Source organism: Vibrio sp. MarTm2 (assembly GCF_027587055.1).
Lineage (GTDB): Bacteria > Pseudomonadota > Gammaproteobacteria > Enterobacterales > Vibrionaceae > Vibrio > Vibrio sinaloensis_D.
Map to the genome: position 1 here is coordinate 33,851 of NZ_JAPPTK010000012.1, position 22,860 is coordinate 56,710.

Annotated in this window: 22 protein-coding genes and 2 pseudogenes; 12 read left to right on the forward strand and 12 right to left on the reverse strand. The window is 47.2% G+C overall.

Annotation, left to right across the window (positions count from 1 at the left end; genetic code table 11):
• Positions 1-21: 21 nt before the first annotated feature.
• Positions 22-573: a DUF924 family protein gene (locus tag OH458_RS18375; protein ID WP_269979384.1), complete on the reverse strand. Its 552-nt coding sequence runs from the start codon at positions 571-573 to the stop codon at positions 22-24.
• A 347-nt stretch (positions 574-920) separates the two neighbouring features.
• Here OH458_RS18375 and OH458_RS18380 point away from each other — a divergent pair, with 347 nt between their 5' ends.
• From OH458_RS18380 to OH458_RS18390, 3 genes are all read left to right on the forward strand, one after another.
• A complete protein-coding gene (locus OH458_RS18380) occupies positions 921-1,850 on the forward strand; it encodes a carbamate kinase (RefSeq protein ID WP_039481285.1) in 930 nt (309 codons plus the stop codon).
• An 88-nt stretch (positions 1,851-1,938) separates the two neighbouring features.
• Positions 1,939-2,229, forward strand: a complete 291-nt coding sequence (locus tag OH458_RS18385; protein ID WP_269979385.1) for a hypothetical protein — start codon at positions 1,939-1,941, stop codon at positions 2,227-2,229.
• A gap of 139 nt (positions 2,230-2,368) precedes the next feature.
• Positions 2,369-3,148 (forward strand): substrate-binding periplasmic protein, encoded by a 780-nt coding sequence (locus OH458_RS18390; protein ID WP_269979386.1) that lies wholly within the window; start codon positions 2,369-2,371, stop codon positions 3,146-3,148.
• 307 nt (positions 3,149-3,455) lie between these two features.
• Here OH458_RS18390 and OH458_RS18395 read toward each other — a convergent pair whose 3' ends face one another.
• Positions 3,456-4,004 carry an MSHA operon transcriptional regulator gene (locus tag OH458_RS18395; RefSeq protein ID WP_038135152.1) on the reverse strand — a complete coding sequence of 183 codons (549 nt, stop codon included), beginning with the start codon at positions 4,002-4,004 and terminating at the stop codon, positions 3,456-3,458.
• 243 nt (positions 4,005-4,247) lie between these two features.
• Positions 4,248-5,075 carry an ammonia-dependent NAD(+) synthetase gene (gene nadE, locus OH458_RS18400; protein ID WP_269979387.1) on the reverse strand — a complete coding sequence of 276 codons (828 nt, stop codon included), beginning with the start codon at positions 5,073-5,075 and terminating at the stop codon, positions 4,248-4,250.
• A gap of 170 nt (positions 5,076-5,245) precedes the next feature.
• Here nadE and OH458_RS18405 point away from each other — a divergent pair, with 170 nt between their 5' ends.
• The 3 genes from OH458_RS18405 (at position 5,246) to OH458_RS18415 (ending at position 7,206) form a co-directional block, all read left to right on the forward strand.
• Positions 5,246-5,758 (forward strand): nicotinate-nicotinamide nucleotide adenylyltransferase, encoded by a 513-nt coding sequence (locus OH458_RS18405; protein WP_269979388.1) that lies wholly within the window; start codon positions 5,246-5,248, stop codon positions 5,756-5,758.
• Between the two features lie 29 nt (positions 5,759-5,787).
• Positions 5,788-6,276 carry a hypothetical protein gene (locus OH458_RS18410; protein ID WP_269979389.1) on the forward strand — a complete coding sequence of 163 codons (489 nt, stop codon included), beginning with the start codon at positions 5,788-5,790 and terminating at the stop codon, positions 6,274-6,276.
• A 117-nt stretch (positions 6,277-6,393) separates the two neighbouring features.
• A complete protein-coding gene (locus tag OH458_RS18415) occupies positions 6,394-7,206 on the forward strand; it encodes a substrate-binding periplasmic protein (RefSeq protein WP_269979390.1) in 813 nt (270 codons plus the stop codon).
• Between the two features lie 21 nt (positions 7,207-7,227).
• Here the strand turns inward: OH458_RS18415 and OH458_RS18420 are convergent, their stop codons facing one another.
• Complete coding sequence (locus OH458_RS18420; protein WP_269979391.1) at positions 7,228-8,916, reverse strand: ABC transporter substrate-binding protein; 1,689 nt, start codon at positions 8,914-8,916, stop codon at positions 7,228-7,230.
• Between the two features lie 91 nt (positions 8,917-9,007).
• Between OH458_RS18420 and OH458_RS18425 the strand changes: the two genes are divergently transcribed.
• On the forward strand, positions 9,008-10,222 hold the full coding sequence (locus OH458_RS18425) for an MFS transporter (RefSeq protein ID WP_269979392.1): 1,215 nt from the start codon (positions 9,008-9,010) through the stop codon (positions 10,220-10,222).
• Positions 10,223-10,290: 68 nt separating this feature from the next.
• Here the strand turns inward: OH458_RS18425 and OH458_RS18430 are convergent, their stop codons facing one another.
• Positions 10,291-11,178: a LysR substrate-binding domain-containing protein gene (locus tag OH458_RS18430; RefSeq protein WP_038188345.1), complete on the reverse strand. Its 888-nt coding sequence runs from the start codon at positions 11,176-11,178 to the stop codon at positions 10,291-10,293.
• 89 nt (positions 11,179-11,267) lie between these two features.
• Here OH458_RS18430 and OH458_RS18435 point away from each other — a divergent pair, with 89 nt between their 5' ends.
• Positions 11,268-12,194, forward strand: a complete 927-nt coding sequence (locus OH458_RS18435; RefSeq protein WP_269979393.1) for a DMT family transporter — start codon at positions 11,268-11,270, stop codon at positions 12,192-12,194.
• Positions 12,195-12,210: 16 nt separating this feature from the next.
• Here OH458_RS18435 and OH458_RS18440 read toward each other — a convergent pair whose 3' ends face one another.
• Together OH458_RS18440 and OH458_RS18445 are read right to left on the reverse strand one after the other, a co-directional pair.
• Positions 12,211-13,164 carry a GGDEF domain-containing protein gene (locus OH458_RS18440; protein ID WP_269979394.1) on the reverse strand — a complete coding sequence of 318 codons (954 nt, stop codon included), beginning with the start codon at positions 13,162-13,164 and terminating at the stop codon, positions 12,211-12,213.
• 84 nt (positions 13,165-13,248) lie between these two features.
• The gene (locus tag OH458_RS18445) at positions 13,249-14,145 is read right to left on the reverse strand and encodes a DMT family transporter (protein ID WP_269979395.1); all 897 of its coding nucleotides are present in this window, start codon (positions 14,143-14,145) and stop codon (positions 13,249-13,251) included.
• A gap of 201 nt (positions 14,146-14,346) precedes the next feature.
• Between OH458_RS18445 and OH458_RS18450 the strand changes: the two genes are divergently transcribed.
• Positions 14,347-16,125, forward strand: a complete 1,779-nt coding sequence (locus tag OH458_RS18450) for an ABC transporter ATP-binding protein/permease (protein ID WP_269979434.1) — start codon at positions 14,347-14,349, stop codon at positions 16,123-16,125.
• 29 nt (positions 16,126-16,154) lie between these two features.
• Here the strand turns inward: OH458_RS18450 and OH458_RS18455 are convergent, their stop codons facing one another.
• The 3 genes from OH458_RS18455 to hcp all read right to left on the reverse strand — a co-directional run bounded on the left by OH458_RS18455 (position 16,155) and on the right by hcp (position 19,629).
• Positions 16,155-16,700 carry a glutathione peroxidase gene (locus OH458_RS18455; RefSeq protein WP_039477509.1) on the reverse strand — a complete coding sequence of 182 codons (546 nt, stop codon included), beginning with the start codon at positions 16,698-16,700 and terminating at the stop codon, positions 16,155-16,157.
• Positions 16,701-16,866: 166 nt separating this feature from the next.
• A complete protein-coding gene (locus OH458_RS18460; protein WP_269979396.1) occupies positions 16,867-17,901 on the reverse strand; it encodes a hybrid-cluster NAD(P)-dependent oxidoreductase in 1,035 nt (344 codons plus the stop codon).
• Between the two features lie 66 nt (positions 17,902-17,967).
• Positions 17,968-19,629 carry a hydroxylamine reductase gene (gene hcp, locus OH458_RS18465; protein WP_269979397.1) on the reverse strand — a complete coding sequence of 554 codons (1,662 nt, stop codon included), beginning with the start codon at positions 19,627-19,629 and terminating at the stop codon, positions 17,968-17,970.
• A 381-nt stretch (positions 19,630-20,010) separates the two neighbouring features.
• Between hcp and OH458_RS18470 the strand changes: the two are divergent.
• Both OH458_RS18470 and OH458_RS18475 read left to right on the forward strand, forming a co-directional pair.
• Positions 20,011-20,145 (forward strand): annotated as a pseudogene (locus OH458_RS18470) (mechanosensitive ion channel family protein); the annotation flags it as partial.
• A complete protein-coding gene (locus OH458_RS18475) occupies positions 20,146-20,541 on the forward strand; it encodes a DUF2391 family protein (protein WP_269979398.1) in 396 nt (131 codons plus the stop codon). It abuts the pseudogene before it with no gap.
• A gap of 156 nt (positions 20,542-20,697) precedes the next feature.
• Here the strand turns inward: OH458_RS18475 and OH458_RS18480 are convergent.
• Together OH458_RS18480 and OH458_RS18485 are read right to left on the reverse strand one after the other, a co-directional pair.
• Positions 20,698-21,215: pseudogene (locus OH458_RS18480) on the reverse strand (GAF domain-containing protein); the annotation flags it as partial.
• 111 nt (positions 21,216-21,326) lie between these two features.
• On the reverse strand, positions 21,327-22,265 hold the full coding sequence (locus tag OH458_RS18485; RefSeq protein ID WP_269979399.1) for a helix-turn-helix domain-containing protein: 939 nt from the start codon (positions 22,263-22,265) through the stop codon (positions 21,327-21,329).
• 124 nt (positions 22,266-22,389) lie between these two features.
• Here OH458_RS18485 and OH458_RS18490 point away from each other — a divergent pair, with 124 nt between their 5' ends.
• Positions 22,390-22,803: a rhodanese-like domain-containing protein gene (locus OH458_RS18490; protein ID WP_269979400.1), complete on the forward strand. Its 414-nt coding sequence runs from the start codon at positions 22,390-22,392 to the stop codon at positions 22,801-22,803.
• Positions 22,804-22,860: the final 57 nt, after the last annotated feature.

The following is a 22,860-nucleotide window of genomic DNA, read 5'->3' on the forward strand; positions in this document are numbered from 1 at the left end:
ATTTTTAACTGACGTATTATATTAAAAGCTGGAGTTTGGTTGGTTTAAAAATTCTATTTCTTCGGCAGTGCTTTCTCTGCCTAATATAGCATTCCTATGGGGGTAACGACCGAACTTGTCGATGATCACTTTGTGTTTTATTTCAAAGTCATAATTATTCTCTAATCCAACTTGGCTGAACAGTTCAACAGCTTTTTGGTGAATAATCTTTGATTCACTGTGCATAAAGGGCATGTACAAAAATGACTTTTCAGTCGTCGATAGTTCGTCATCAAGTTTTAATTCAATAGCTTCTTGCGCGAGTGCTAAGGCAAGTGGATCTTGAGAGAACGCTTGAGGCGTGTTGCGGTAGACGTTGCGTGAAAACTGATCGAGGACGAGGATCTCTGCCAGCCTTCCTGCTGCTGTCGCTCTCCAAGGGTAAAGCTCTGATTGAGCAGCGCTTTTGAGTAAAGGTTCGAATCGATCAGTAATCATCTGGTCAACCTCGTCGTTACTCATAAACCAATCTTTCGGTTCGAGTTCTTCAAACCAGAACTTGAGCACGATATCTGGGCTTGTTGCTGTGTCCATATTGTCTCCCATACTGAATAACTGTCGGATAATTATTGCTAAGCAAACTTAACGATAAACCATAATGTGACTTAGTTTAAGAACCCGAATAAAAAACTGCGCCCTCGACGCTGTTTCAGTCAACTAACTATTCATTGGATAGGGCTATTTAACAAGGAAATCGTCGTAAATAGATTTAAAAAAGAAAATATATTCAATGGTTAATTGTCTGGATTAATATCCTAGTTTATTCATGCTAAATATTGTCGATAATTATCACGATTTATTTGGTCGTAATTATTTAATCTCTCCTCCGAACAAAATTATTAATTTTCCAATCATTTTTGCCGACTCTGGAGGGTAGGTTTATGCGTATCGTATTAGCGTTAGGGGGCAATGCTCTGCTTGCTCGTGGTCAAGCATTAACAGCAGAAAACCAGCGTGAGAATATTCAAAAAGCAGCGAAAAACATCTCGGATATTGCTGGCGAACACCAAGTTGTTATTGTGCATGGTAACGGCCCTCAAGTGGGGTTATTGATGGAGCAAAACGCGGCTTACCAAGAGTATTCACCACAGACAACACCTTATCCAATGGACGTTCTTGGTTCTCAGACTTGTGGCATGGTGGGGTATATGCTTCAGCAAGAACTGCGCAACTGTGATACGAGTTTACGTATTGCGACCTTGCTGACACAAACTCAAGTGAGCAAGCAAGACCCAGCATTTGCCAATCCGACTAAGTTTGTTGGCCCTGTCTACAGTGAAGCTAAAGCACAGGAGATCATGGCAGCAAGCGACAAACAGTTTAAAGCAGACGGCGAATACTACCGACGCGTCGTGCCTTCTCCAATGCCACAAGATATTGTTGAAGTCGAACAGATTGAAACCCTGCTCAACTCTGGCAACGTTGTGATCGCCTGTGGTGGTGGCGGTGTGCCTGTCTCCATCGAAGAGGGGCATAGTGTTGGTGTAGAGTGCGTCATCGATAAAGATCTCACCGCTGAACTTCTTGCTGAAAAAATCAATGCGGACCTGTTTGTCATCCTCACCGACGGTTCTATTTACCGAAACTACGGCAAAGAAGACCAAGCGGAGATGAAGGTCGCAACGCCGAAAGGCTTGTCTGAGTTTACGTTCCCAGCAGGTTCAATGGGGCCAAAAGTCGATGCTGTGTGTAAATTTGTCGAATCAGGTCGCGGTGAAGCAGCGATTGGTTCATTGTTTGAGCTAGATAAGGTGATCAACAAGCAGGCGGGTACGTTAGTCACGCAAGGCGAAGGAATCGAATACTACTAATCTGCACAATCTACTCACAATAGGTATTGGCTTTGGCTGGCCAATACCTATAATGCGCGTTTTTGAATCTCACCAAACAACGTGAAGTATGAGCGCGACCACACCAAAGCCTGACCGAATTACCGCGATGCGTTCCATTATTGAACAAGTAAAGTCAACGCTTCCACTCTACGAGCCGGAAACCTTTATTTGTGGATTGAAGGGAAGCTGTCAGGGGTGTCCGAAAAAACTCCTAGAAATGGTCGATTCTGAGCTGACATATTGGGAATCGGCTTTGGCGCGTGGCATCACACCTCATTTCGATGAAATACGACGGTTTGGAAAAATGTGCAGCAGCGTCAAACGAGCGTTATCAAGAAATGGACTGTTAACGACTTAATCTACTTTGCCCTCTGGTGGTTTCGTGCTGAGTAGTTCTTCAATTCAATAACTCAATTGAGAGATATTCATCACACTTTCTTTTGTACTTGCTTCTTCTGAGCTACGTTTATATCAGGCGTGTCAAAGGAGAATGGGTTATGGTCAATCTGCGAGCTTACCGTCACCTCTTATTCGCGGTGCTATTATGGATACCGATTTCGGCTTGGAGCCAAGAAAAAGACGATCTTAGAAACTTATCGTTTTTTACGGAATCCTACCCGCCTGCTAACTTTCTCGTTAATGACAACATAACCGGTTATGCCGTCGACATTTTACTTGAGGCGAGCCGCCTCGTTGGCGAGCCGATCGAGATGAATCAATTGACTTTGCAGCCTTGGGCACGTTCCTATCGGCGAGTGCTTACTCAGGAAAACTCGGTACTGTTTTCGACCACGCGATCCGAACACAGAGAAAACCTGTTCCAGTGGGCTGGCCCAATCGCTGACATCAAGGTGGTTGTTTTAGCGCGCAAAGATTCTGGCATAGAGATAGAAAAACCAATGGACATGGCCAGTTACCGAATTGGCGTGATCCGTGACGATATTGGTGAGCAAAGCCTGTTGGCAATGGGAATTCCTCGTGACTCGATGCAAGAGGCTTCTTACGTGACGGTTTTAGCTGAGCAATTAATGAAAAAGCGCATCGATCTCTTGGTTTACTCGCAAAGAGCAGCATTCTGGTGGTCACGACAGGTAAATGTCGATCCTGAAATGTTTCAGCCAGTTTATATCGTTCGAGAGGGAGAGGTTTACTTCGCGTTTAACAAATCGACGTCTACCGATGTGGTTGAGAAACTGCAACGAGGGCTAGATTTGTTGAAGTCAACGCAAGGCGAATCAGGAATGACTCTTTATGAGGAGATATTGGCAAAATACTAGGGTCTGTTGACCTTTGAGCTGATTTTTGCAGCAGTTTGTGGGTTCTTTGTGCAAGGCAGAGGATCAGAATTGTAGTTGCTCTACTTGGTAAGCGATGACGCTTTAGAAAGGAACCACAAACTCTGCCCCAAGGGTTCGGCTGCGCGCCGCGGGCTAAAAGCGTTTTACTCTTTGTTGAGAGGTGTTTTGCTTAGAATGACTAGGCTACAAACCTCTCGCCGCGATTAAAACGCTTTTATCTCGAACAAAATTCAACCGCAAAGGGTCAACAGACCCTAAAAGAGCAGCACTTGGCTGCTCTGGTTAACTATACTTTTGCCTTCTTGACGAAGTAAGGATTATCGAATTTCTTTGGATTGCCCAATTCAGACATCACCAGTTTGTTCCAGAGCGCTCGGTCAAACTCGCCCTTTTCCAAAGAAGGGTAGAGGGTTTCTTGCTCTTCCAGTGCTAAACGAATGAACTGTTTTTTCTTAATTTGATTGTATTTCTTTGCCACGCGATTGTGTTTGGCAATCCACTCTTGCTTAAAAGCAACTAAGCCAGGTTCTGCAACCTCTAGCGGCAGTCTAGATAAATAGATGCGTTTATAAGAGATCTTACGATCGATCATTGTGCGCATGGCAGTTTGGATGTACTTACCGTGGTGAGTAATGGAAATATCATCTTTGTCGAACAGTTTGACGCACCAGCCACTTGGGAAGTAGTCGGGTTTACGAAACTGTTTGTTGCGCACGTCGATAGCTTGGTGCATGACCAAGTCTGAGGTACCGTTGAATGTTTGTTGCCATTTGCCGATTCGAATTTGAATCGCCGTTGGCAATCGATAGATATTCGTGAACTTATCTTGATCCATAAATCAACACACTTATTACTGTCAAAAACAAGATGACGCAGCCAAGCGTTATGGCAGCAAGGTTATTTTAGTTTCAGGGACGAATTGACACTGAGCTCGGCTCATACGGCGTATTTTAGATAAAACGAATAAAAGTAGCTAGAGATAAACGTCAGCATATGGTCAGTTTGTGGGCGGCTTAACGTGACGTTGGTGTGTGGGGGGAGACAGGGCAAACTCACCATGCAAGTTTGCCCGTGTTGTTTAGTCGTAAATTGTCGGGATAGGCTGACGTTTGTGTTGAGTCACTTTGTAGATATGAACCAAGCGCTGCGTCACTTCTTCAGAAACCGGCTTTCCTTCAAGGAAGTCATCGATTTGATCGTAAGTAAGATTTAACGCATCCTCATCCGCTTTTTGAGGGGCCAGCTCTTCAAGGTCAGCGGTTGGCACTTTCTTAACCAGTAACTCAGGCGCGCCCAGTGCTGCTGCCACTTCACGTACTTGACGCTTACTTAAGCCAAAAAGCGGGGCCAAATCGCACGCGCCGTCACCAAACTTAGTGTAAAAACCCGTAATGTTTTCTGCTGAGTGGTCCGTGCCCAGTACCAATCCGCCGACGTACCCGGCGATTTCGTATTGCGCGACCATGCGAGCGCGCGCTTTTACGTTCCCTTTTACAAAGTCGATTTTGGCAGCATCTTCAGGGACTAGGCCTGTACCTTCAAGCGCGGTGTTGGTTGCTGCGTGAATGCCATCAACGCCTTGTTTGATGTTTACCGACACGGAATGTGTTGGCTGAATGAAGCCTAACGCCAACTGTGCTTCGTCTTCATCTTTTTGTTCACCGTATGGGAGACGAACAGCGATGAACTGGTAGCCACCGTCGGTTTCTTCATTGAGTTGGTTGACCGCAAGCTGCGCCAGACGACCACATGTAGTAGAGTCAACGCCACCGCTGATACCAAGGATAAGGGATTTGCATCCTGCTTCCTGCAATTTGCGTTTGATAAAGTCGACACGACGCGTAATTTCAAATTGAGGGTCAATCGATGGCAGTACGCGCATCTCGTCGCGAATCAACTGTTCCATTCTGTTTCCTTCCTGCAAGCAATAAAGTTAAAATTTGTCATCATACTAAGTCATCTTAAGAGATGAACTTTTTGATAAAGTAATCTCGTAAGATGACAGACTGACATGATACCTAAATACAACTAATAGAAAACTGTGATCACAGTTTTCAGCATAAAATAAGGGAAAAAATGAGCAAAATCGCAGTTTTTGGCAGTGCGTTTAATCCACCAAGTTTAGGTCACAAAAGTGTTATCGAGTCATTAACCCACTTCGACAAAGTGCTGTTACTGCCGAGTATTGCCCATGCTTGGGGAAAAGAGATGTTGGATTACGCCATACGCTGTGAGTTGGTGGATGCGTTTATTGAGGATTTAGCGCTAGACAATGTTGAACGCTCCGACATCGAAGAGCAGTTATTCCTACCGGGAAAAAGCGTGACTACCTTTGCAGTTTTAGAGGCACTTGAAAAAAGGTACGAAAATTGCGAGCTAACTTTTGTTATGGGACCTGACAATCTTTTGAATTTTGCTAAGTTCTACAATGCTGACAAAATACTCAGTCGCTGGACAGTAATGGCATGCCCCGAAAAGGTAAAAGTGCGAAGCACGGACATTCGTGACGGCATTAAGGCGGGAGAGGATATTTCGTCATTGACCACTAAGAGAGTGTGGCAAAAGTTGGCCGAATCTGGGTATTATTAAGGCTGTTATACGATGTATTTGAGGTGTGAATGAATGCGGTAAGAGCGATTGGTCTGGTAAGTTTGCTGACTGCCTCTACACAGGCATGCGAGATGTATGAGACGAAACAGTTCGAGGAGTCGGTCATGTTTCACTCTACCTCTGGCGTGTGTTTTTCGCTCCTTGAAGGCATTGAGTATACAGCCAATAAATTTGACGATTTTTTAGATGTTGTCGATTTCGATGATGATCAAGGCTATGACACTTATTGGGACGATTGGGTGTTAAAAAGTGAAACCAATCCGATTCTCACGCGCGCCCTTTCCTCAAACTACGTGGGTGTCGGTGTTTGGGTACCGACTGAGCTCGAAAATCGATTGCACGCCATGGATACCGAAGAGTGGATACTGAGCCACGGTCTGCTTCTTAGTGTCGGGTTTGGCAAAAAGAGTGCAGGGGAGCCAAGAATGCGGCTCGATTACCGCTGGCATGATAAATATGACGGCGATGTAATGATGCAAATTGAATTGCCGTTTTAGTCAAAGCGACCTAGCAAGAATCACTGAAGTGGTTAGACCTATTGATAATTGGCATACTTAATTTGCTCCTCTATAGTGCCAGCATAATGATAATAATCTTATAAATTATGTTGGCTTATGTTTGGTTTGGTTCGCTCTCTATTTTTTCAAATATGCACGTTGTTAAGTGCGATTTTACTCAGTCCTTCTGCGTTTGCAGATCCTGTTGATTTGAACCTCTACACACAAGAATTCCCTCCTCTACAAGTTAAGGTGCAAGGCCGCCCTGAGGGGTACGTGACCAATTTTGTACAAGCCCTCGTCCGTGACGCTTCTCAATCAGTTCCAATGCAGATTGCACAAGTCCATTTTATGCCTTGGAAGCGGGCGATTCGTATGACACAAATGTATGAAAATAATCTCTTTTTCTCAATATCTCGCACTCCGGAGCGTGAGCATGAGTATCAATGGATTGGTGAGGTGTCGCCCTACGAAGTGGCGCTGTATCGATACAAAGATGGCCCCAACGTCGCACCTAAGACGCTAAAAGAGCTGGGCAATTTTCGCTTTGGCGTCCAAGCTGAGAGCTCTTTTGAAGAGCTTTTGGATAAGTTCAACATAACCAACACCATCCAAGTTGGACAGGGCAAAGATGTGCTTCGTTTACTTAGGGCTAATAGAGTCGACTTTGCGCCGCTAGTCACTGTGAGTTACCCATACCGAATGGCGCAGTATGGACTCAACCCCGACGATTTTGTTGAGGTTATGAAAGTGCGCCAGTTATGCAAAGAGCTTTGGTTGGTGACGGGCAATAAAACATCGCCAGCCGTCGTCAGCGCCCTTAGAAACAGTTACCAAAAGCTAAGAAGCGCTGGGGTAAGAGAAAAGTTGATAGCACAATACCAACCCGACGGTGAAGTAATGGCTCGTTACCAACAGCGCTCCCAATAGCCGATTCTATCCACACTGTAATCACATAGTGACTTGGTTAAAGTCTATCCAGCCGTTGGCTAACAGCTCCGGAGCACTAACGGTGTCAGAGATGTTGAGATCTTGCTTAACATGATAGAGAGGTTGATAAATGCCCCGTGTTATAAGTTTTTTCTCTAAGGCGGCAAAGCCACTCAGTCGCCCGCGTAGCGTAGGTCGGGACATGATCTGCACCACCTGCTTATCACGCCATGCCTTGTCTTTCTGATTGAGACACGCCTCGTTAGAGTTCGTTGAGAGTATCCAACCCAACCAAGACATCTCGAAGTCTTCGCCGAATACTTCACCAGTAATAAGAATATCCGCATCTGAGAGCGTTTTTTCACAGTTAAACTCTGGATATTCCAATATCTTTAATTCACATCTGAGACCAAAAGATTCGCACGTTTTTGCTACTTGTTTACTCACCGCGATGTGTGTCGCGAGTTGGTAAGTCATGATAATCAGTGGCTTGCTTGGTAGAGGGGCATTCCAATGCTGAACCTTGTCTTCGCGGTGTGCCGTTTGTTCGCTTGGCTGTGAAAGCATGCCCCGTGCTTGGGCAATTTCTTCGCACTGCTCGTCGTTTGGCGGGCTCATCTTCACAAGAATGGATTGCAACCATTGACGGTGTTGGCGGCGCAACATCCAAGGGTGCCGGTAAGGGTTGAGCATGGCATGTACACAGCCTCGCTCCCATTGGTGGCGCTGAGTAAAACCGTGGCGGCTCTTTTTCAGGTGGCTGCCATGAACGACGTCGCTGTTTAACTCAAAATCTGTGGCCTTGTCACCGACGTTCCAAATTTCGATCCCATCAATCCAAGGGCGATATCCATGGTAGCGAGGGTTGGCTTTGAGGCTTGTAAGCCATTTTGTTTGCTGCGTGAGGATAAACGGTCCACTTCCGATCAGGCGTCCTTGCTCTTGTTTACAGATACCCATGGCACCTTTGGCAAGCAGCTTAGGCAACAATGAAGGAAGAGAAAGGCTAACAAATGTCAGTGAATAGGGACCAGTCACCGAAACACGATCGATGAAGCGATACATCTGTTTCGAGATGGAGTCTGACGCCATCAAACGATCATAGTGGGCTTTGATGTCTTGTGCTAACAAGGGACTGCCATCATGAAAACAGAGCCCTTTACGCAGGGTAATACGTAGGGAATTGCCGTCCAATGTCCACGAATGAGCAAGATCGCCTTGATAGCTGCCTTCAGTGTCGCTGGCTTTAAGTAGCGTGGCATAAAGGTGATCGGCGATGTGCTGCTCGGTGCGGCGGTTTATTCCGATTGGGTCCAGATCGTGTGTTCCGCGATAAAACGGAATCTTGAGCACATGGTGGTCTGATTGGACGGTTTGATAGCGTTCGAGGTACTCACTCAGAAACTGATTTCGTTTCGCTAGGCTCACCAGCGTCAACGCGTCTTCCACTTTACCTTGGTCAATCAAATGTAATGCGTGACGAGTTAGCCGCTCCTCAAGCGTTCTTAGTCGGCGTGAAACAGGTAAGTTACCTCTGCCGATGCCAGGTTTCCATTCAATGATCTCCTCTTTAATCAGTCGTTTAATAAGGAGCTGGGCGTTGCGGCGAGTGCATCCCATTGCTTGACTAAAATGATCGAGCGAGACGGGTTGCCAATCTGTTTGAGACAGGTGTTCCTGACAAAAAGCGAGAGCTTTCCAATAGCGCATAAAGGTGAAATCCTGTTTAGATATTTCTATTTTTCTTCATCTTTTCTCGGCGAATAATAGCGCAGTCAGTTGAAGAAAAAAGGAACGAAACATGGATACGTTAACTGCAGCACAGCGCGGGTCTATTTGGCGCAATCGCTCATTTCAAATTCTCTTTACCAGCACGCTGTTTGTCGCGTTTAGTGCGCAGGTCTACAATCTCGCCATGCCGCTTTTAGTGTATGAGCTTACTCAATCATCTGAAGTGATGGGTTGGATGCGCGCGGTCGAGTTTATGCCAAATCTGGTGTTGGCTCTATTTATTGGCGTTTGGGTGGATAGGGTCAACAAGAAGAAGTGGTCTCAAGTGATGCTGTTTGGTCAAGCCGCGATGGTGTTGACGTCTTACTTGGCGGTGGAATGGATGGCCAATCCTCTTTGGATCCTGTTCCCGTCGGCGTTTTTTATGATGGCGTTTAACTACGGTTACCACAACGCACGCATGTCGATGATGAAAAGAGCGTTGGCCCCAGAAACACAAAATACGGCCATTGCGAGAATGAGTTCACTCAATAGCTTTATGGAGACGGTAGGGCCTGTCCTATCTGGCGCTTTAATGTTGATGTCAGCGATCCATAATGTCTTTATTGGTGTCGGGGTGATGCTGCTGCTTGCCTATTGGCAATTAGAAAGATTGGACTACTCTGCGTCATCTTCAGTCCATCACCAGCCAGTGTTTTCAGCGCTAAAAGAGGGCTGGAAAATCTTAAGAGCAGAGCAAAATATGTGGACCATTACGTTGGCCGTGATGGTGATCAATACCACGGGCGCTGTGTTTTGGATTCAAGCGATTTACTATGCCAAAGCTGAACTTGCATTGAATGCGGTGGAAGTAAGCTATTTGATTGCTGCGTCTGGAATTGGCGGGCTAGTCGGATCATTTAGCGCCGATAAAGTCAGGCAGCGATTGGGCTTGGGCTGGTTGTTAATTGCGTCGATAGCGCTAGAAGCAATAGGTTTTGTCATCCCGCTCTTTTTGCCGAATGTGGTGAGCTTGGCAATCTCTTTCTTTTGGATTTCAGCAATTGGTTTGTACAGCAGTATCTGTATATGGAGTTACCGCCAAGAGGCTTTTGATGAGCAATACCTTGGCCGCGTAACGGGGTTAACTGGCTCGCTGTTTAAGCTGTTGATGCCTATTGGATTAGCCAGTTCGGGGTACATTGCATCCGCTGTGGGGGTTGAGTGGTTGTTTGTGGTCTGCTTCGTCGTTCAGTTATTGGTGGCGATGGCGCTCATGTTTACTGGCGTCAAGGCAGTTCGTTAGCGAGCTATCAGGCTACTCGGCAGGATTTGTTCGGGTTAAGCGAGCGTTAACCCTGACCAGGTGTCCCGCTACAAGGAAAACTCGTCTCGCAACCAACGTCTGAGTAGGAGCACGTGTTCATTTTTCAGTTTGTCTGGCGAGCAAGCAAAGTAGAAATCTTGATGCGGGTTGAGTACGGGTTCCCCTACCTCGACAAGCGATCCATGCTCAACATCATCGCGAATGAACTGCCTATGGGTGACGAACACTCCAAGACGCCGAATCGTCGCTTGCACGGCTTGTACCGAGGCAGTGAAGCTAAGATTGTAAGTGCTATCCGGAATAGGCAGTTGGTGATGCTCGCACCAGACTTGCCAGTCATGCTTGCGTCGTTCATTTGCGGCGATGATCGCAGGGTAGTGAGCGAGCAGCGCTTGCGGCGTCGAGGCTTTTTCGAGTAGTTCAGGGCTCGCAACCATAACGAGCTCATCTTCTGCTAGCTTCTCACAGTAATAGTCTTGCCATTCATCGGTTTTACCGTGGATGATCGCTACATCGACCCCTTCATATTCCATGGCAAAGCTGCCCGTTAAGGTAGAAATACGAATGTCGAGCTGAGGCGCAAACTCATTGAGTCGACCGACTCGCGGTATCCACCAATGCATGGCGAGCGAGTTGACCATATTGAGTGTTAAGCGATGGCTTTGTTTGTCGGCGATCATCTCTTGAGTCGCGTTGACGATTTGCTCAAGAGCTGGCGCTACCTGCTTATAATATTTGCGTCCACTGGCGTTTAGCACCACATTTCTGCCCACCCGTTGAAACAGCGGCTGACCAAGTTGGCTCTCGAGGGATTTGATCGCTTGGCTCACGGCAGAGTGGCTTACGCTAAGAGCTTGGGCGGCTTCGGTCATGCTGCCAGACTCAGCAACAGCGACAAACGAGTAAAGAGATTTGAGTGGGGCGTACTTTTTCATCTGTTAGTTTTTCTTACCGATAATGTAACTATTACGCGATTTTTATTACCTCTGATCAGACATACACTGAGCGCCAATCGGGAGGAGTTATGTCTAATCAGTTGTACCCAATAGTATTTATGTTGTTATCAACGTTCAGTTTGTCATTAACTGGGCTGTTTTCCAAATTTCTTAGTCAGCAGTTAGAGCCAAGTCTGCTTGGTTTCTTGCGATTTTTTCTGCCAATGAGTTTACTTTTAGTGTTTGTCGCGTTGCCCAAAATTCGCATTCCGGAGCGTCGCTTGATGAAGCCATTTTGGCTACGCGCGGTCTGTATTGGTCTTTGTCAGATCTGTTTTATCTACTCACTAAAGCACCTTTCTTTGGTAGAAAGCGTGGTCCTGTTTAGCACCGGCCCCATGTTTATTCCACTGTTAGAAAAATTAATCTTTTCGACTCGAGTTCGCCCCCTTAGCATTTTGGGGTTAGTGATCACGTTTATCGGTGTGCTATTGCTGGCGGGTGATGTATCCAACTTATCGCTGCGAATAGAATTGTTGGTCGGATTAGCCGCTGGGGCTTTTAATGCTGGATCGCAGTTGGCTTTGTATCGGTCGAGCAAAACCGATCGCAATCCATTTGAAATCAACTTCTGGACTTTCCTTTTTGCCTCGGTCGTGCTGCTGCCGTTTGTCGGAGTGAGTGCGCTGCGACAGCCTGAGTGGATAGTGAGTGATTCGAGCAGTCTGATGCTGTTGGTCGGGGTATTGCTTGCCTTAGCTGCTCTTATCATCAACACCCAAGTGTTTCGTTCCAAAGCATACAAATTGGCAGAGTCCAACTCTCAGCTCGCGCCGCTCATCTACACCAATTTATTGTTTACTGCGCTTTGGCAGTGGCTGTTTTTTGATGAAAGCTATGAGTCGATTCAGTTGCTTGGTCTAGGCTTGATTGTGTTTGCGAATGTGTTGTGCGCCTTCATTCCCAAATGGGTAAAGGCGATTGAGCGATTTAGAGTGAACCACAACCTTCGTTAGATTGCCTGTATGGCGTTCACAGGTGTATTCGTGCAACGCCATTCTTGCCATTTTGTTTGATGCTGTACATCGCTTGGTCAGAGGCGACATAGAGCGCTTCAAAGTCGTAAGATTGTGGGGTGAAATGACAAATACCAATACTGAACCCTACTTTTGATGAGCCATTATCCAGTTGAATTGGTTGTTGAGATTGGCTTAGCAAGTCGTCAGTAAAGCGGTCTATGCTCTGGGGAGAATCTTCATGGCAAAGTAAGACAAACTCATCCCCACCAAGACGAGCAATGAAGGCGTCTTTCGGTGCAAAATCTTTTAACCAAGCGCTGATTTGCATAAGAACCAAATCGCCCGCTTTGTGACCTAAATTGTCATTAACGGTTTTGAAATCATCCAAATCAATAAAAATCAGCGCAGAAGGGCGGTGTGGGTATCGTTTTGCGTAGTCGGCAAAATGCGACGTCAACGCTTGGCGATTGAATAGCCCAGTGAGTGGATCTTCACAAGCCAACCGAGCCAATTCTTCTTCATAACGCTTTTCGTTGGTGATGTCGATGTGTGTGCCCATGATCCGAAGTGGGGAACCGTTGTCATCATATTCCACGATTCGGCCACGATCCGATACCCAACTGTGGGTACCGTCTTTGTGAAGCATGCGATGCACAACTTGATAAGCGTCCGCCTCACCCCTTAAATGGGCTTCGAAAGCGCCAACGGCAAGATCGTAGTCGTCTGGGTGCAGTTTGCTTTTCCATACTTCAACGGTCGCTTCTAGCTCATGTGGCTGGTAACCGAGCATCTTGCCCCATTCCATATTAAAGATGCGCAGTTGCCCCGTCGGAACATGCTGCTCCCAAAGGCACAATCCGGTGCCATCTAAGGCAGCATTGAGCTTCTCTTCTAGACGGCGGTTGTTTTCTTCAAGCTCAGCAATGCGGTCTTTGAGCTTTGCGATGGTCGTTTCGTGCTCTTCCATGAGTTTCGACTTATCGTTGTGGCTGATACAAGGTTAGTCTGCCATAACTCAGACTACGATGACTAGACTCTAGTTTCGCTCTGATTAACGCGGGCGCACAGCGAGAAGCTGTTTACCAAAGACATTGATCAGCGCGCCCGTTACAATCAATCCACCTCCCATATAGGTCCAAATCGACGGTATTTCGTTAAACAGCGTTACGCCGATCAAGGTTGAAAAGACGATTTGCACATAGGAGTAGGCAGACGCTTGTCCTGCGGCTTGAGTCTGCATCGCTTTGGTTAAACCGTATTGACCAATTTGGGTAAAGACCCCAACCAATACCAGCATCATTGTGATAAACAGGCTTGGCATGACAAAGTCGTTCCACATTAGTGCGATGGAGGTGGGCAGCGCCACCATAGGGAAGTAGAAAATGATGACAGAGCTGTCTTCTGTTTGGCTCAGTTTTCGAACCACCACATAGGCGATCGAGCTTCCCAGCGCACCTAGCAACGCCATCATCACGCTGAACAACGGTAACTCTTGCGTTGCGTTATTAGCCATACTGGGTTGCACCATTAAACCTAATCCTGCCAAGCAGAGCGCAATGCAGATAAGTGTCGCGATCTGAATCCGTTCTTTGAGGAATAAGAGCCCAAGTAGCGCCGTAAATACAGGGTGAACATACTGCAATATGGTCGCTTCTGCTAAGGGTAACGTGGTCACAGAGTAATAAACGCACATCAACGCCAGCGTGCCCACGGCGCCACGCAAGAACAGCAAAGGCTTATTGTTGCCCCAAACGGATAGTCGCTTACGTTTAATATCGATGTAGCTAATGACGAGAGAAACCAATGCCCTTGCTGCGACAATTTCAAACAGAGGAATGCCATGCACGCTAACGTATTTCACGCAGGCTGACATCAGGGCAAAACCCATTGCAGACAACAGCATGAAGCGAACCCCGACAGGGATAACTGGAGTGAATGTAGTAGGCATTCTTATTCTCAACGTTCTCAATTAAGTTGGCTATGATACGGCAAGCTGAGGTGATGTAAACTATACGCTTGTAGCGGATATCGTGTGGTGTCACTCGCAAGGTTTGTTGATATGTGATGCCAAGTGATAAGCTGAGTAAAGAACAATGTCCGAACAACTAAGAGGTTGAATCCTGTGCAGAGCCAAACCCCATCTTCTTCCTTGCCAGCAGAGTCCGCTGCTGTTGATGGGAAGTCCAAAAATCTGGCGATTCTCCTCGAATTGGTCACCTTCATCAAACCCTACAAACTCAAAGTGGCGGCGGCGCTTTTGGCGTTGATTTTTACCGCGTCACTCACCTTGTCGGTCGGCTATGGCGTTCGTATCTTGATTGACCAAGGATTTGCCCAACAGTCAACGCAGGAGCTAACAGGGGCGATTCAGTTTATCTTGACCATCACAATACTCATCTCGATTGGCACCTTTTTTCGCTTCTACTTGGTCTCATCGGTTGGGGAGCGAGTGAGCGCAGACATTCGCTTGGCGGTGTTCAATCATGTGATTGGTCTTCATCCTAGTTATTTTGAAACCAACGGCAGCGGTGACATTATGTCGCGCTTAACCACGGATACCACCTTGTTGCAGAGTATCATTGGGTCGTCGTTTTCAATGGCGATGCGCAGCGCTTTGATGTGTATTGGCGCGGTGATCATGTTGTTTGCCACCAACGTCAAGTTGACCTTGATTGTTTTGGCATCCGTTCCTTTCGTGTTAGTCCCGATTCTTTTCTATGGTCGTCGTGTGCGGGCGTTGTCGCGCCAGAGTCAAGATTCCATGTCTGATGTTGGCAGTTACGCCGGTGAAGCCATAGAGCACATTAAGACGGTGCAAAGTTACAGTTACGAAAACCAAGAACAGCGGGCGTTTTCCAAAGAAGTAGAGCGTGCTTACGATATTGGCCGACGTCGAGTAAAGCAGCGTGCGATATTGATATCGGGCGTTATTGTCATCGTGTTTAGTGCGATTGCTGGAATGCTCTGGGTTGGTGGTAACGACGTGATTGAAGGAACGATGTCGGCGGGGGATCTGGGTGCATTTGTATTCTATGCCATTATGGTTGCCTCGTCGGTGGCGACGATTTCTGAAGTCCTTGGCGAGTTGCAACGCGCCGCTGGAGCGACAGAACGCTTGATCGAAATCTTGCACGTTGAAAGCCATATCGCGCCGCCAAACGGTCAGGTACACGACATCGAAGGCTTATCGAGCCAAGTGGCTTTTGAGAATGTGACGTTTCACTATCCATCAAGGCCGCAACACCCAGCGATTGAGCAACTCAACCTTGTTGCCAACGAGGGCAAAGTGTTGGCCTTGGTTGGACCGTCAGGAGCAGGGAAAACCACCCTATTTGAGTTGTTGCAGCGGTTTTATGACCCGATCGAGGGGAAAGTGACGCTAGGCGGTGTGGATGTGCGCTGTTTTGACCCGAGTGCACTTCGCCAACAGATGGCGTTGGTGCCTCAACAACCTGCCTTGTTTAGCCACGATGTGATGCACAATATACGTTACGGCAACCCAGATGCGACAGACGAGCAGGTGATCGAAGCGGCGAAAAAAGCTCACGCTCATGACTTTATTACCAAGCTACCGGAAGGTTACGCCAGTTTTCTCGGCGAGCGAGGCGTTCGTCTTTCGGGAGGGCAAAAACAGCGGATTGCCATCGCTCGTGCAATCTTAAAGGATCCGGCGATTTTGCTTCTGGATGAGGCAACCAGTGCTCTTGATAGCGAAAGTGAACACCATGTTCAACAAGCGCTTGAGCAGTTAATGAAAGGGCGTACGACCATTATTATTGCTCACCGACTCTCCACCATCCAACACGCCGATCAAATTGCCGTATTGGCTCAAGGACGCCTTGTCGATATTGGCCGTCACAATGATTTAATGCAAAGCTGTGAGCTCTACCAAAGGCTGGTGGAGCTCCAGTTCAAATCTATTCACTAATCGGGAAGGGCTCAGCAAACTGAGCCCGTTTAAAGATGCTTCTCTATGGTTTGAGTGAGAGCTGGGCTCATTGGCAGTGTTGAGCTCGGGAATGTTGCCACGACATCACCTTTTGCATCGATCAAGTATTTGTAGAAGTTCCAACGAGGCTCAACGCCCGCTTGCTCGCTTATCTTGGTAAACACGTGATTAGCCGATGCCCCTTTTATTGAACTTCTCGCCATCATTGGAAATGTCACACCATAATCGAGGTAACACACTTTGGCGGTATTCTCTTCACTGCCACGGTCTTGTTTGAAATCATTTGATGGAAACCCTATCACCGCAAAGTTGCTGTCTTTATAAGTCTGATGCAGCTGTTCCAGTTGAGCATATTGAGAGGTAAACCCGCATTGGCTCGCGGTGTTGACGACCAGCAAGGTTTTGCCCTTGAACTCCTCACAGAGGTCTATGGTTTGATTCGAGTTGAGCAGTCTTTGCTTTGAATTGAGTAGCTCGGGGCAACTGGCAGACTGAGCGGCCAGACTCCATGTTAAAGCTAGAGGTGTCGCCAGCAAAATCCATGTCGTTTTCATTGCGGTCATCCTTATTTATCAGTCTTTACATTGTTACTGATTTCACCGCGTTACGATCATCAAACTGGGGGATTTTATCTACAAATTCGCTGACGTAAGCGCCTAACTCGTGGCTAAGCCGCAGTAAAGAGCAATGAAAGCGAGAGCCTGTCTCGCTTTTGGCAGGTTATACCAGCTCAACTTCGACATCGCTTTCTATTTGGCTAGAGCAGGCAAGAGTATAGCCGTTGGCGAGATCTTCCTCTGACAAGGTTTCGGTACTGGTGCGCGATACCGTCCCTTTGGTTACCTTGCATTTACAAGAACCACACATGCCACTGCGACAGGTGATGATGATAGGGACGCCGTTTTCCTCCAATACATCGGCTAACGTCGAGCCTTGAGCTACCTCAGTCGTGACACCAAATGCGGGAACCTCTACCTGTGCTGCGGCAGACGATGCTTTGTTTTGCTTGGATTCAATCGGTGTAAAACTCTCTTGATGGAAATGCCCATCTTCGACCCCTAGAGCGCGGCAGTGTGATTCCATGTCTTGCATAAACTGCGTTGGTCCACACAAGTAGACAGTTCGCTCGGCAAGATCAGGGCACAATGTGTTCAACCATTCTTTGTCTAATCTCCCTTGTGGGTGTCGCGTTCCTGTATTGTCTTTGAGTAGTAGCTTTAGGTGGAAGTGAGAATGAGCCGCGGCCATCGATTCAAGTTGGTCAAAGTAGATCGTCTGGGCGGCACTTTTTGCCATATGGATAAAGACGATATCAATGTCGGCTTTATCTCGCAGCCAAGTGGAAGCCATTGACATGACTGGGGTAATACCACAGCCGGCGCTGATCAGCGTGACCTTTCGTTTTGGAGGACAATCAATACTGTTAAATGGTCCCGTTGGCGCAAGCACCGCCACTGTATCCCCACAGTTAAAGTGATCGACAATGTGGCTTGAGACTAAACCGCCGTCGACTCTTTTTACGGTCAGTTTTAGGTGAGCATCGCCGGGCGCAGAAGCAATCGAGTACGCTCTGTATTCCATCTTTCCGTTGAGTTCAAACCCAAGCGACACAAACTGACCGGGTTTGAAGTTGCTGAAATGAAGATGGCTCGCGTCGGCTGCAACGAGCTTTATGCTGACAGCATCGTCAGTCTCTTGCCATTTGTCACTGCAACGCATTGTAGCAGCTTGATTATTTTGCCATTCAATAAACATCTGATTTCTCTTAGAAGTGAACCCCAACAGCTCGCGAAACGCTTTCTGCTGGGGTTTAGCAAATGATTAAGCCGCTAAGATGGTTTTTAGATCGTCTTCAACATTGCCAATACTGCGCATATCGAACTTCTCTTGGATGATGGCCAATAAGTTATCGGTTAAGAATGCCGGCGCAGTTGGGCCTGTGTAGATCCCTTTCACGCCAAGGGCGAACAGCGTAAGCAAGATGACAATCGCTTTTTGCTCAAACCAAGATAGAACCAAGGTTAACGGTAGTTCGTTGATGTCGCAGTCGAACTCTTTTGAAAGCGCCAGTGCTAGCTGAATAGCAGAGTAGGCATCATTACATTGACCCACATCGAGTAGACGAGGAATACCGTTAATGTCACCAAACTGATTCTTGTTAAAACGGAACTTACCACAGGCAAGGGTCAGGATTACGCTGTCTTCAGGCACCGCAGCCGTAAAGTCGGTGTAGTAACTACGCTCTGACTTGCCACCGTCACAACCGCCGACAAGGAAGAAGTGCTTGATGTTGCCCGCTTTTACTTCTTCAACCACCGCAGGCGCTGCTTGCATTAAGGCATTGCGACCAAAACCGACTGTAATCATGTGCTCGATTTCATCATGCTGGAAGCCATCTTGTGCCAGAGCGCACTCAATCACTTGGCTAAAATCATCTCCTTCTATGTGAGCCACACCCGGCCAGCCGACAATGCTGCGCGTAAAGAGGCGATCGGCGTATTGACCGACGTTCGGGTTAAGCAGGCAGTTTGATGTCATGACAATAGCACCAGGGAAGTTAGCGAACTCCTTCTGTTGGTTTTGCCACGCACTGCCGTAGTTACCCACAAGGTGAGAGTATTTCTTAAGCTCAGGATAGCCGTGCGCTGGAAGCATTTCACCGTTGGTGTAGACGTTGATGCCTTTGCCTTCGGTTTGTTGAAGGATTTTCTCTAGGTCGTGTAGGTCATGACCCGAGACTAGGATTGCTTTACCTTTGACTGGCTTAACGTTAACGGCAGTAGGCTCTGGATGACCAAAGGTTTTCGTTTCACCGTGATCCAGCATCTCCATCACTTTGTAGTTCATAAGGCCGATTTGCATGGAACATTCAAGAAGCGCATTAAGGTCTTCTGGGTCAGTACCTAGCCATGCCATGATTTGGTGGTATTCCGCATAGATGTCATCACTGGTTTGCTCTAATACGCGCGCATGTTCCATGTACGCTGCCGCGCCTTTTAGACCATATAAGCAAAGCAGGCGAAGGCCAATCACATCTTCACTGATGGTTTGGTAGCCGCGGTTCACCGCCACTTCGGGTGCGAATGCTAAGATTTCTTCTGCGCTGGCTGGGAGCTCAAAATCAGCCACAGCAGGTGCGCTTTCTTGTGCGGTGTCTGTGAGTTTTTCTGCCGCTAGGGTTTGCTCTTTTAAGCGGGCTTTGAATGTTGCAGCTTGCGCTGAGAGCTCAAGAATGCGTGCTGGATCGAAGTTCACGTTGGTAAGCGTAGAAAAGAATGCACGCGGTGCCCATTGATTGACTTCGTTGTCGATGATTGCGAATTTTTTTGCTTGCTCAGACCAGTATGAGACACCTTGAAGGGTGTAAACCAATACGTCTTGTAGGTCAGAAACTTCTGATGTTTTTCCACACATACCCTGAGCGAAAGAACAGCCTTTCACGGTTGGGGTTTGAATAGTCTGTTCACATTGAATACAAAACATTGCGCGTCTCCAATTGCAATTGTTAGATGTTGGCGGTTCGCCTTGATATGCGCTGTTAGAGCAGGGAGTGTGCCAATATTTAAGTTATTGATTGTTAATGTTTTATATTGCTATTTTTACGAGTTTGATGTCATTAAGACATAAGTGGTGTTGTATTAATGACAACAAGACTTCGGTGGGTGATTTAGGTTTTCCCTTGAAGTGTGGCGAAAAAAAACAGCAAACAGAGTTAAAGCCGCTTGTTAAATCGACAGATTTTTAGGGGATGTAAAAATGACAACAAGAACAGCCATTACGCCGCAGAGAAACAAAATGAGTGGCGCTCTTTGTATCTATGTTTGGCTGTGTTGTGGTTTAATGAACGCCTGTTTTTAAAGGGCGAACGTCATGTTGCGCTATGCTAGCGGGAACATCATCACTTACCCAAATAGTCTAATCTTGCAAAAGGGCGTAACCAAGATTGTGGCAAAGAAGACGGAACCCTCAGCGCAAGAAGCGGAGATCAAGGCGGAATAAATGAAGCTCAATTTTAATATCGAAGATGCAGGGCAAATATTCGTGGGGGCGTTTGCACTCGCGGTGCCTATCTCTTTTTCCGAGGAGGCATGGAAGTTGGGGGAAACACTTCCTGCTCTGAACATTTTTATGTTGGTCGTACTCTCAGCGGTTTTTCTGACTTTATTCACCTACGAGAGTGTTTTTCAACGCGATATTAAACAGCGCAAAGCTGTATTTGTGTTCCGGATTGTTTCTGCCTATTTGATGGCGGCGATGGTGGTTGCCTTGGTACTGCTTTGCATCGATAAACTTCCGCTGTTTAGCGATCCATTACTTTCGTTGAGACGGGTGATCGTTATCACCATGCCCGCCTCTATGGGTGCCATCGTGGTCGACAGTTTCGACAAAGAGTGACCTAGCCCACCACCTTGAGTTTTTTCGCCATTCGGTACAAATTACCGCGGTCCATTTGCAAAAATTCCGCGGTTTTTGACCATGTTTGCTCGGATTTTTCATAAGCATGAACAATCAGATCTCGTTGATACTCTTCCACCAAAGAGCGAAGACCAGCGCTTTGAGTGCTTTGATTTGGCCAATATTACGCAGGGTTGCCGCGGCAAGGGCAGCGAAGGTTTCAATAGTAACTGACTCAATGGCATCAAAGGCGCCGACTGTCATTGAATCTAAGGTGAGTAAGCCAACCAGTTGCCCATCAACATGCAAACTACGACCCAAACAGTCATGGACATCAAGCTCGGCTTCTTCGCTCAGCAATACGCCACTAAACGGATCGGGTAGGGTAGGGGGCAGTTTGCATCAAAACGCACCGGCTGTTTGCTTTGCATAATTGCTTCTAAACGAGGGTGCGCCTTAGGGAAGAAACGACGCCCAAGGACACTGTTCGCGAGTCCTTTTACGGCGACAGGTACTAAGAAACCATCTTGATCAAAGATGAACAATGCGCTCGCATCGCAAGGAAAAACCTGATCGATGCCATCGATCAAATGCTGATATTGTGCGTCGCTATTTTGATTCGAAGTAAGGTTGAGGGCGATATCAAGCAGCACTTGGCTCATGTGTTGATGCATTCGCGTGCGATCCGTTTGGTCTGGGTGCGAGCATGCTATCAAGTGGATGTCATTTTCACATCGTACTAACGGGTATAAACGCTATACGGTTGATTTGCATCAAGTGCAATATTAGCCAGCATTGAATTGTGAGCGATATTGCTGCGGAGAAACACCGACCAAACGGCGAAAGTGGTGGCGCATGGTTGTGGCATTGTCGAAGCCTGCCAGAATAGCCAATCGCTCAACCGAGGTCGATTCTTGTTCCAACAATGCTTTCGCCCTTTCAATTCGCTGCTGGGTTAACCACTCTTTTGGTGACATATTGAAGCTGCTGCGAAACTTGCGATCAAAGGTTCTGCGCGACATATTAGCTTTACTGGCTAGGGTGTCGATTTGAATCACTTTATCTAAATTACTTTTCGCCCAGTCCAAGGTCTGGGAAAACTGGTTGGGAACTTCAAGCAAAGGCGTTTCGACAAACTGAGCTTGGCCGCCAGAGCGATGCCCTGCAACCACCAACCTTTTCGCCACTTGGTTCGCGACTGTGTAGCCAAAGTCGTGGCGAATCACAGCCAGCCCTAAATCTAACGCAGCCGCACTGCCCGCCGAGCAGCCGAGATTGCCGTCAAACACATACAAAACATCTGGCTGATAGTCGACGTTTGGAAACTGAGTACGAAACTTTTGCTCATACATCCAATGTGTTGTCGCTTTTTTCCCGTCGAGAAGTCCAAGTTTCGCCAATAAAAATGCGCCGGAGCAGAGGGTCAAAATACGTTTGCCTTGCTGAGCAAACAGGCTCACTTGCTGTTCAATAATCGTGGGAATGGTGAAATCCCAAGTCGGCCAACCAGGAATAATCAGGGTGTCGTAGCGGGTTAAATCTTCTGAGTGCTGAGCGGTTAAGGCTATGCCGCCCGTGGTATTGATGCTTGTCCCTTCGAGATTAATTACATCAGTCTGGTACCAAGCGTCGAACTCAGGTCGTGGCAAAGCAAATAACTCAATGGCGCATGACATCTCAAATAAGGTGACATGCGAGTGGGCAAGTATGGCAACACGATTCATTTTCCAATCCTTGGTGCACAAATGGTTTGGCTTAATATTAACGAAGCTTGTCTTATAAGCCAATTTTTGTGGCTAGGTTTTGTTCGCATAATGGTAAGCGTTCAAACAAACAGGGAGAAAGAACATGGCAAGTGCAGTATCGCGCGTCGCAGCGGCAAGCAGTGAAGAGGCATTGGCACATTTTGAAGCACTAATGAAGTTTGAAACTGATTGTTGGGATGTTCACCACGCGCTAACCAATGGTTTGCAAGATTTTGTGCTGGTTGATGTACGAGGTGAAGCGCTGTATGAAGAGGGGCACATTCACGGCGCAATTAATATTCCTCACCCGCGGCTCAATGAAAAGCGATTAGCTGACGTCCCTCAGGAGACCTTGTTTGTCGTCTACTGCGCAGGGCCCCATTGTAACGGGACAGAGAAAGCAGCCATTCGCTTGGCCAAATTAGGTCGACCCGTAAAGAAAATGATTGGTGGCGTGACAGGTTGGCTCGATGAAGGATTTGAGCTGGAGAAGTCACTGTATGCACAAAATGCATAGTCTCCTTGTTTAAATGTCATTTGAGTCATTGCGCGGGGATCTCTACACTTCGCGCTC

What these genes read in the sequence shown, in the direction of transcription:
- OH458_RS18375 (WP_269979384.1), bottom strand. Translation starts at nt 573, where the DNA reads ATGGACACAGCAACAAGCCCAGATATCGTGCTCAAGTTCTGGTTTGAA.
- OH458_RS18380 (WP_039481285.1), top strand. Translation starts at nt 921, where the DNA reads ATGCGTATCGTATTAGCGTTAGGGGGCAATGCTCTGCTTGCTCGTGGT.
- OH458_RS18385 (WP_269979385.1), top strand. Translation starts at nt 1,939, where the DNA reads ATGAGCGCGACCACACCAAAGCCTGACCGAATTACCGCGATGCGTTCC.
- OH458_RS18390 (WP_269979386.1), top strand. Translation starts at nt 2,369, where the DNA reads ATGGTCAATCTGCGAGCTTACCGTCACCTCTTATTCGCGGTGCTATTA.
- OH458_RS18395 (WP_038135152.1), bottom strand. Translation starts at nt 4,004, where the DNA reads ATGGATCAAGATAAGTTCACGAATATCTATCGATTGCCAACGGCGATT.
- nadE (WP_269979387.1), bottom strand. Translation starts at nt 5,075, where the DNA reads ATGGAACAGTTGATTCGCGACGAGATGCGCGTACTGCCATCGATTGAC.
- OH458_RS18405 (WP_269979388.1), top strand. Translation starts at nt 5,246, where the DNA reads ATGAGCAAAATCGCAGTTTTTGGCAGTGCGTTTAATCCACCAAGTTTA.
- OH458_RS18410 (WP_269979389.1), top strand. Translation starts at nt 5,788, where the DNA reads ATGAATGCGGTAAGAGCGATTGGTCTGGTAAGTTTGCTGACTGCCTCT.
- OH458_RS18415 (WP_269979390.1), top strand. Translation starts at nt 6,394, where the DNA reads ATGTTTGGTTTGGTTCGCTCTCTATTTTTTCAAATATGCACGTTGTTA.
- OH458_RS18420 (WP_269979391.1), bottom strand. Translation starts at nt 8,916, where the DNA reads ATGCGCTATTGGAAAGCTCTCGCTTTTTGTCAGGAACACCTGTCTCAA.
- OH458_RS18425 (WP_269979392.1), top strand. Translation starts at nt 9,008, where the DNA reads ATGGATACGTTAACTGCAGCACAGCGCGGGTCTATTTGGCGCAATCGC.
- OH458_RS18430 (WP_038188345.1), bottom strand. Translation starts at nt 11,178, where the DNA reads ATGAAAAAGTACGCCCCACTCAAATCTCTTTACTCGTTTGTCGCTGTT.
- OH458_RS18435 (WP_269979393.1), top strand. Translation starts at nt 11,268, where the DNA reads ATGTCTAATCAGTTGTACCCAATAGTATTTATGTTGTTATCAACGTTC.
- OH458_RS18440 (WP_269979394.1), bottom strand. Translation starts at nt 13,164, where the DNA reads ATGGAAGAGCACGAAACGACCATCGCAAAGCTCAAAGACCGCATTGCT.
- OH458_RS18445 (WP_269979395.1), bottom strand. Translation starts at nt 14,145, where the DNA reads ATGCCTACTACATTCACTCCAGTTATCCCTGTCGGGGTTCGCTTCATG.
- OH458_RS18455 (WP_039477509.1), bottom strand. Translation starts at nt 16,700, where the DNA reads ATGAAAACGACATGGATTTTGCTGGCGACACCTCTAGCTTTAACATGG.
- OH458_RS18460 (WP_269979396.1), bottom strand. Translation starts at nt 17,901, where the DNA reads ATGTTTATTGAATGGCAAAATAATCAAGCTGCTACAATGCGTTGCAGT.
- hcp (WP_269979397.1), bottom strand. Translation starts at nt 19,629, where the DNA reads ATGTTTTGTATTCAATGTGAACAGACTATTCAAACCCCAACCGTGAAA.
- OH458_RS18475 (WP_269979398.1), top strand. Translation starts at nt 20,146, where the DNA reads ATGAAGCTCAATTTTAATATCGAAGATGCAGGGCAAATATTCGTGGGG.
- OH458_RS18485 (WP_269979399.1), bottom strand. Translation starts at nt 22,265, where the DNA reads ATGAATCGTGTTGCCATACTTGCCCACTCGCATGTCACCTTATTTGAG.
- OH458_RS18490 (WP_269979400.1), top strand. Translation starts at nt 22,390, where the DNA reads ATGGCAAGTGCAGTATCGCGCGTCGCAGCGGCAAGCAGTGAAGAGGCA.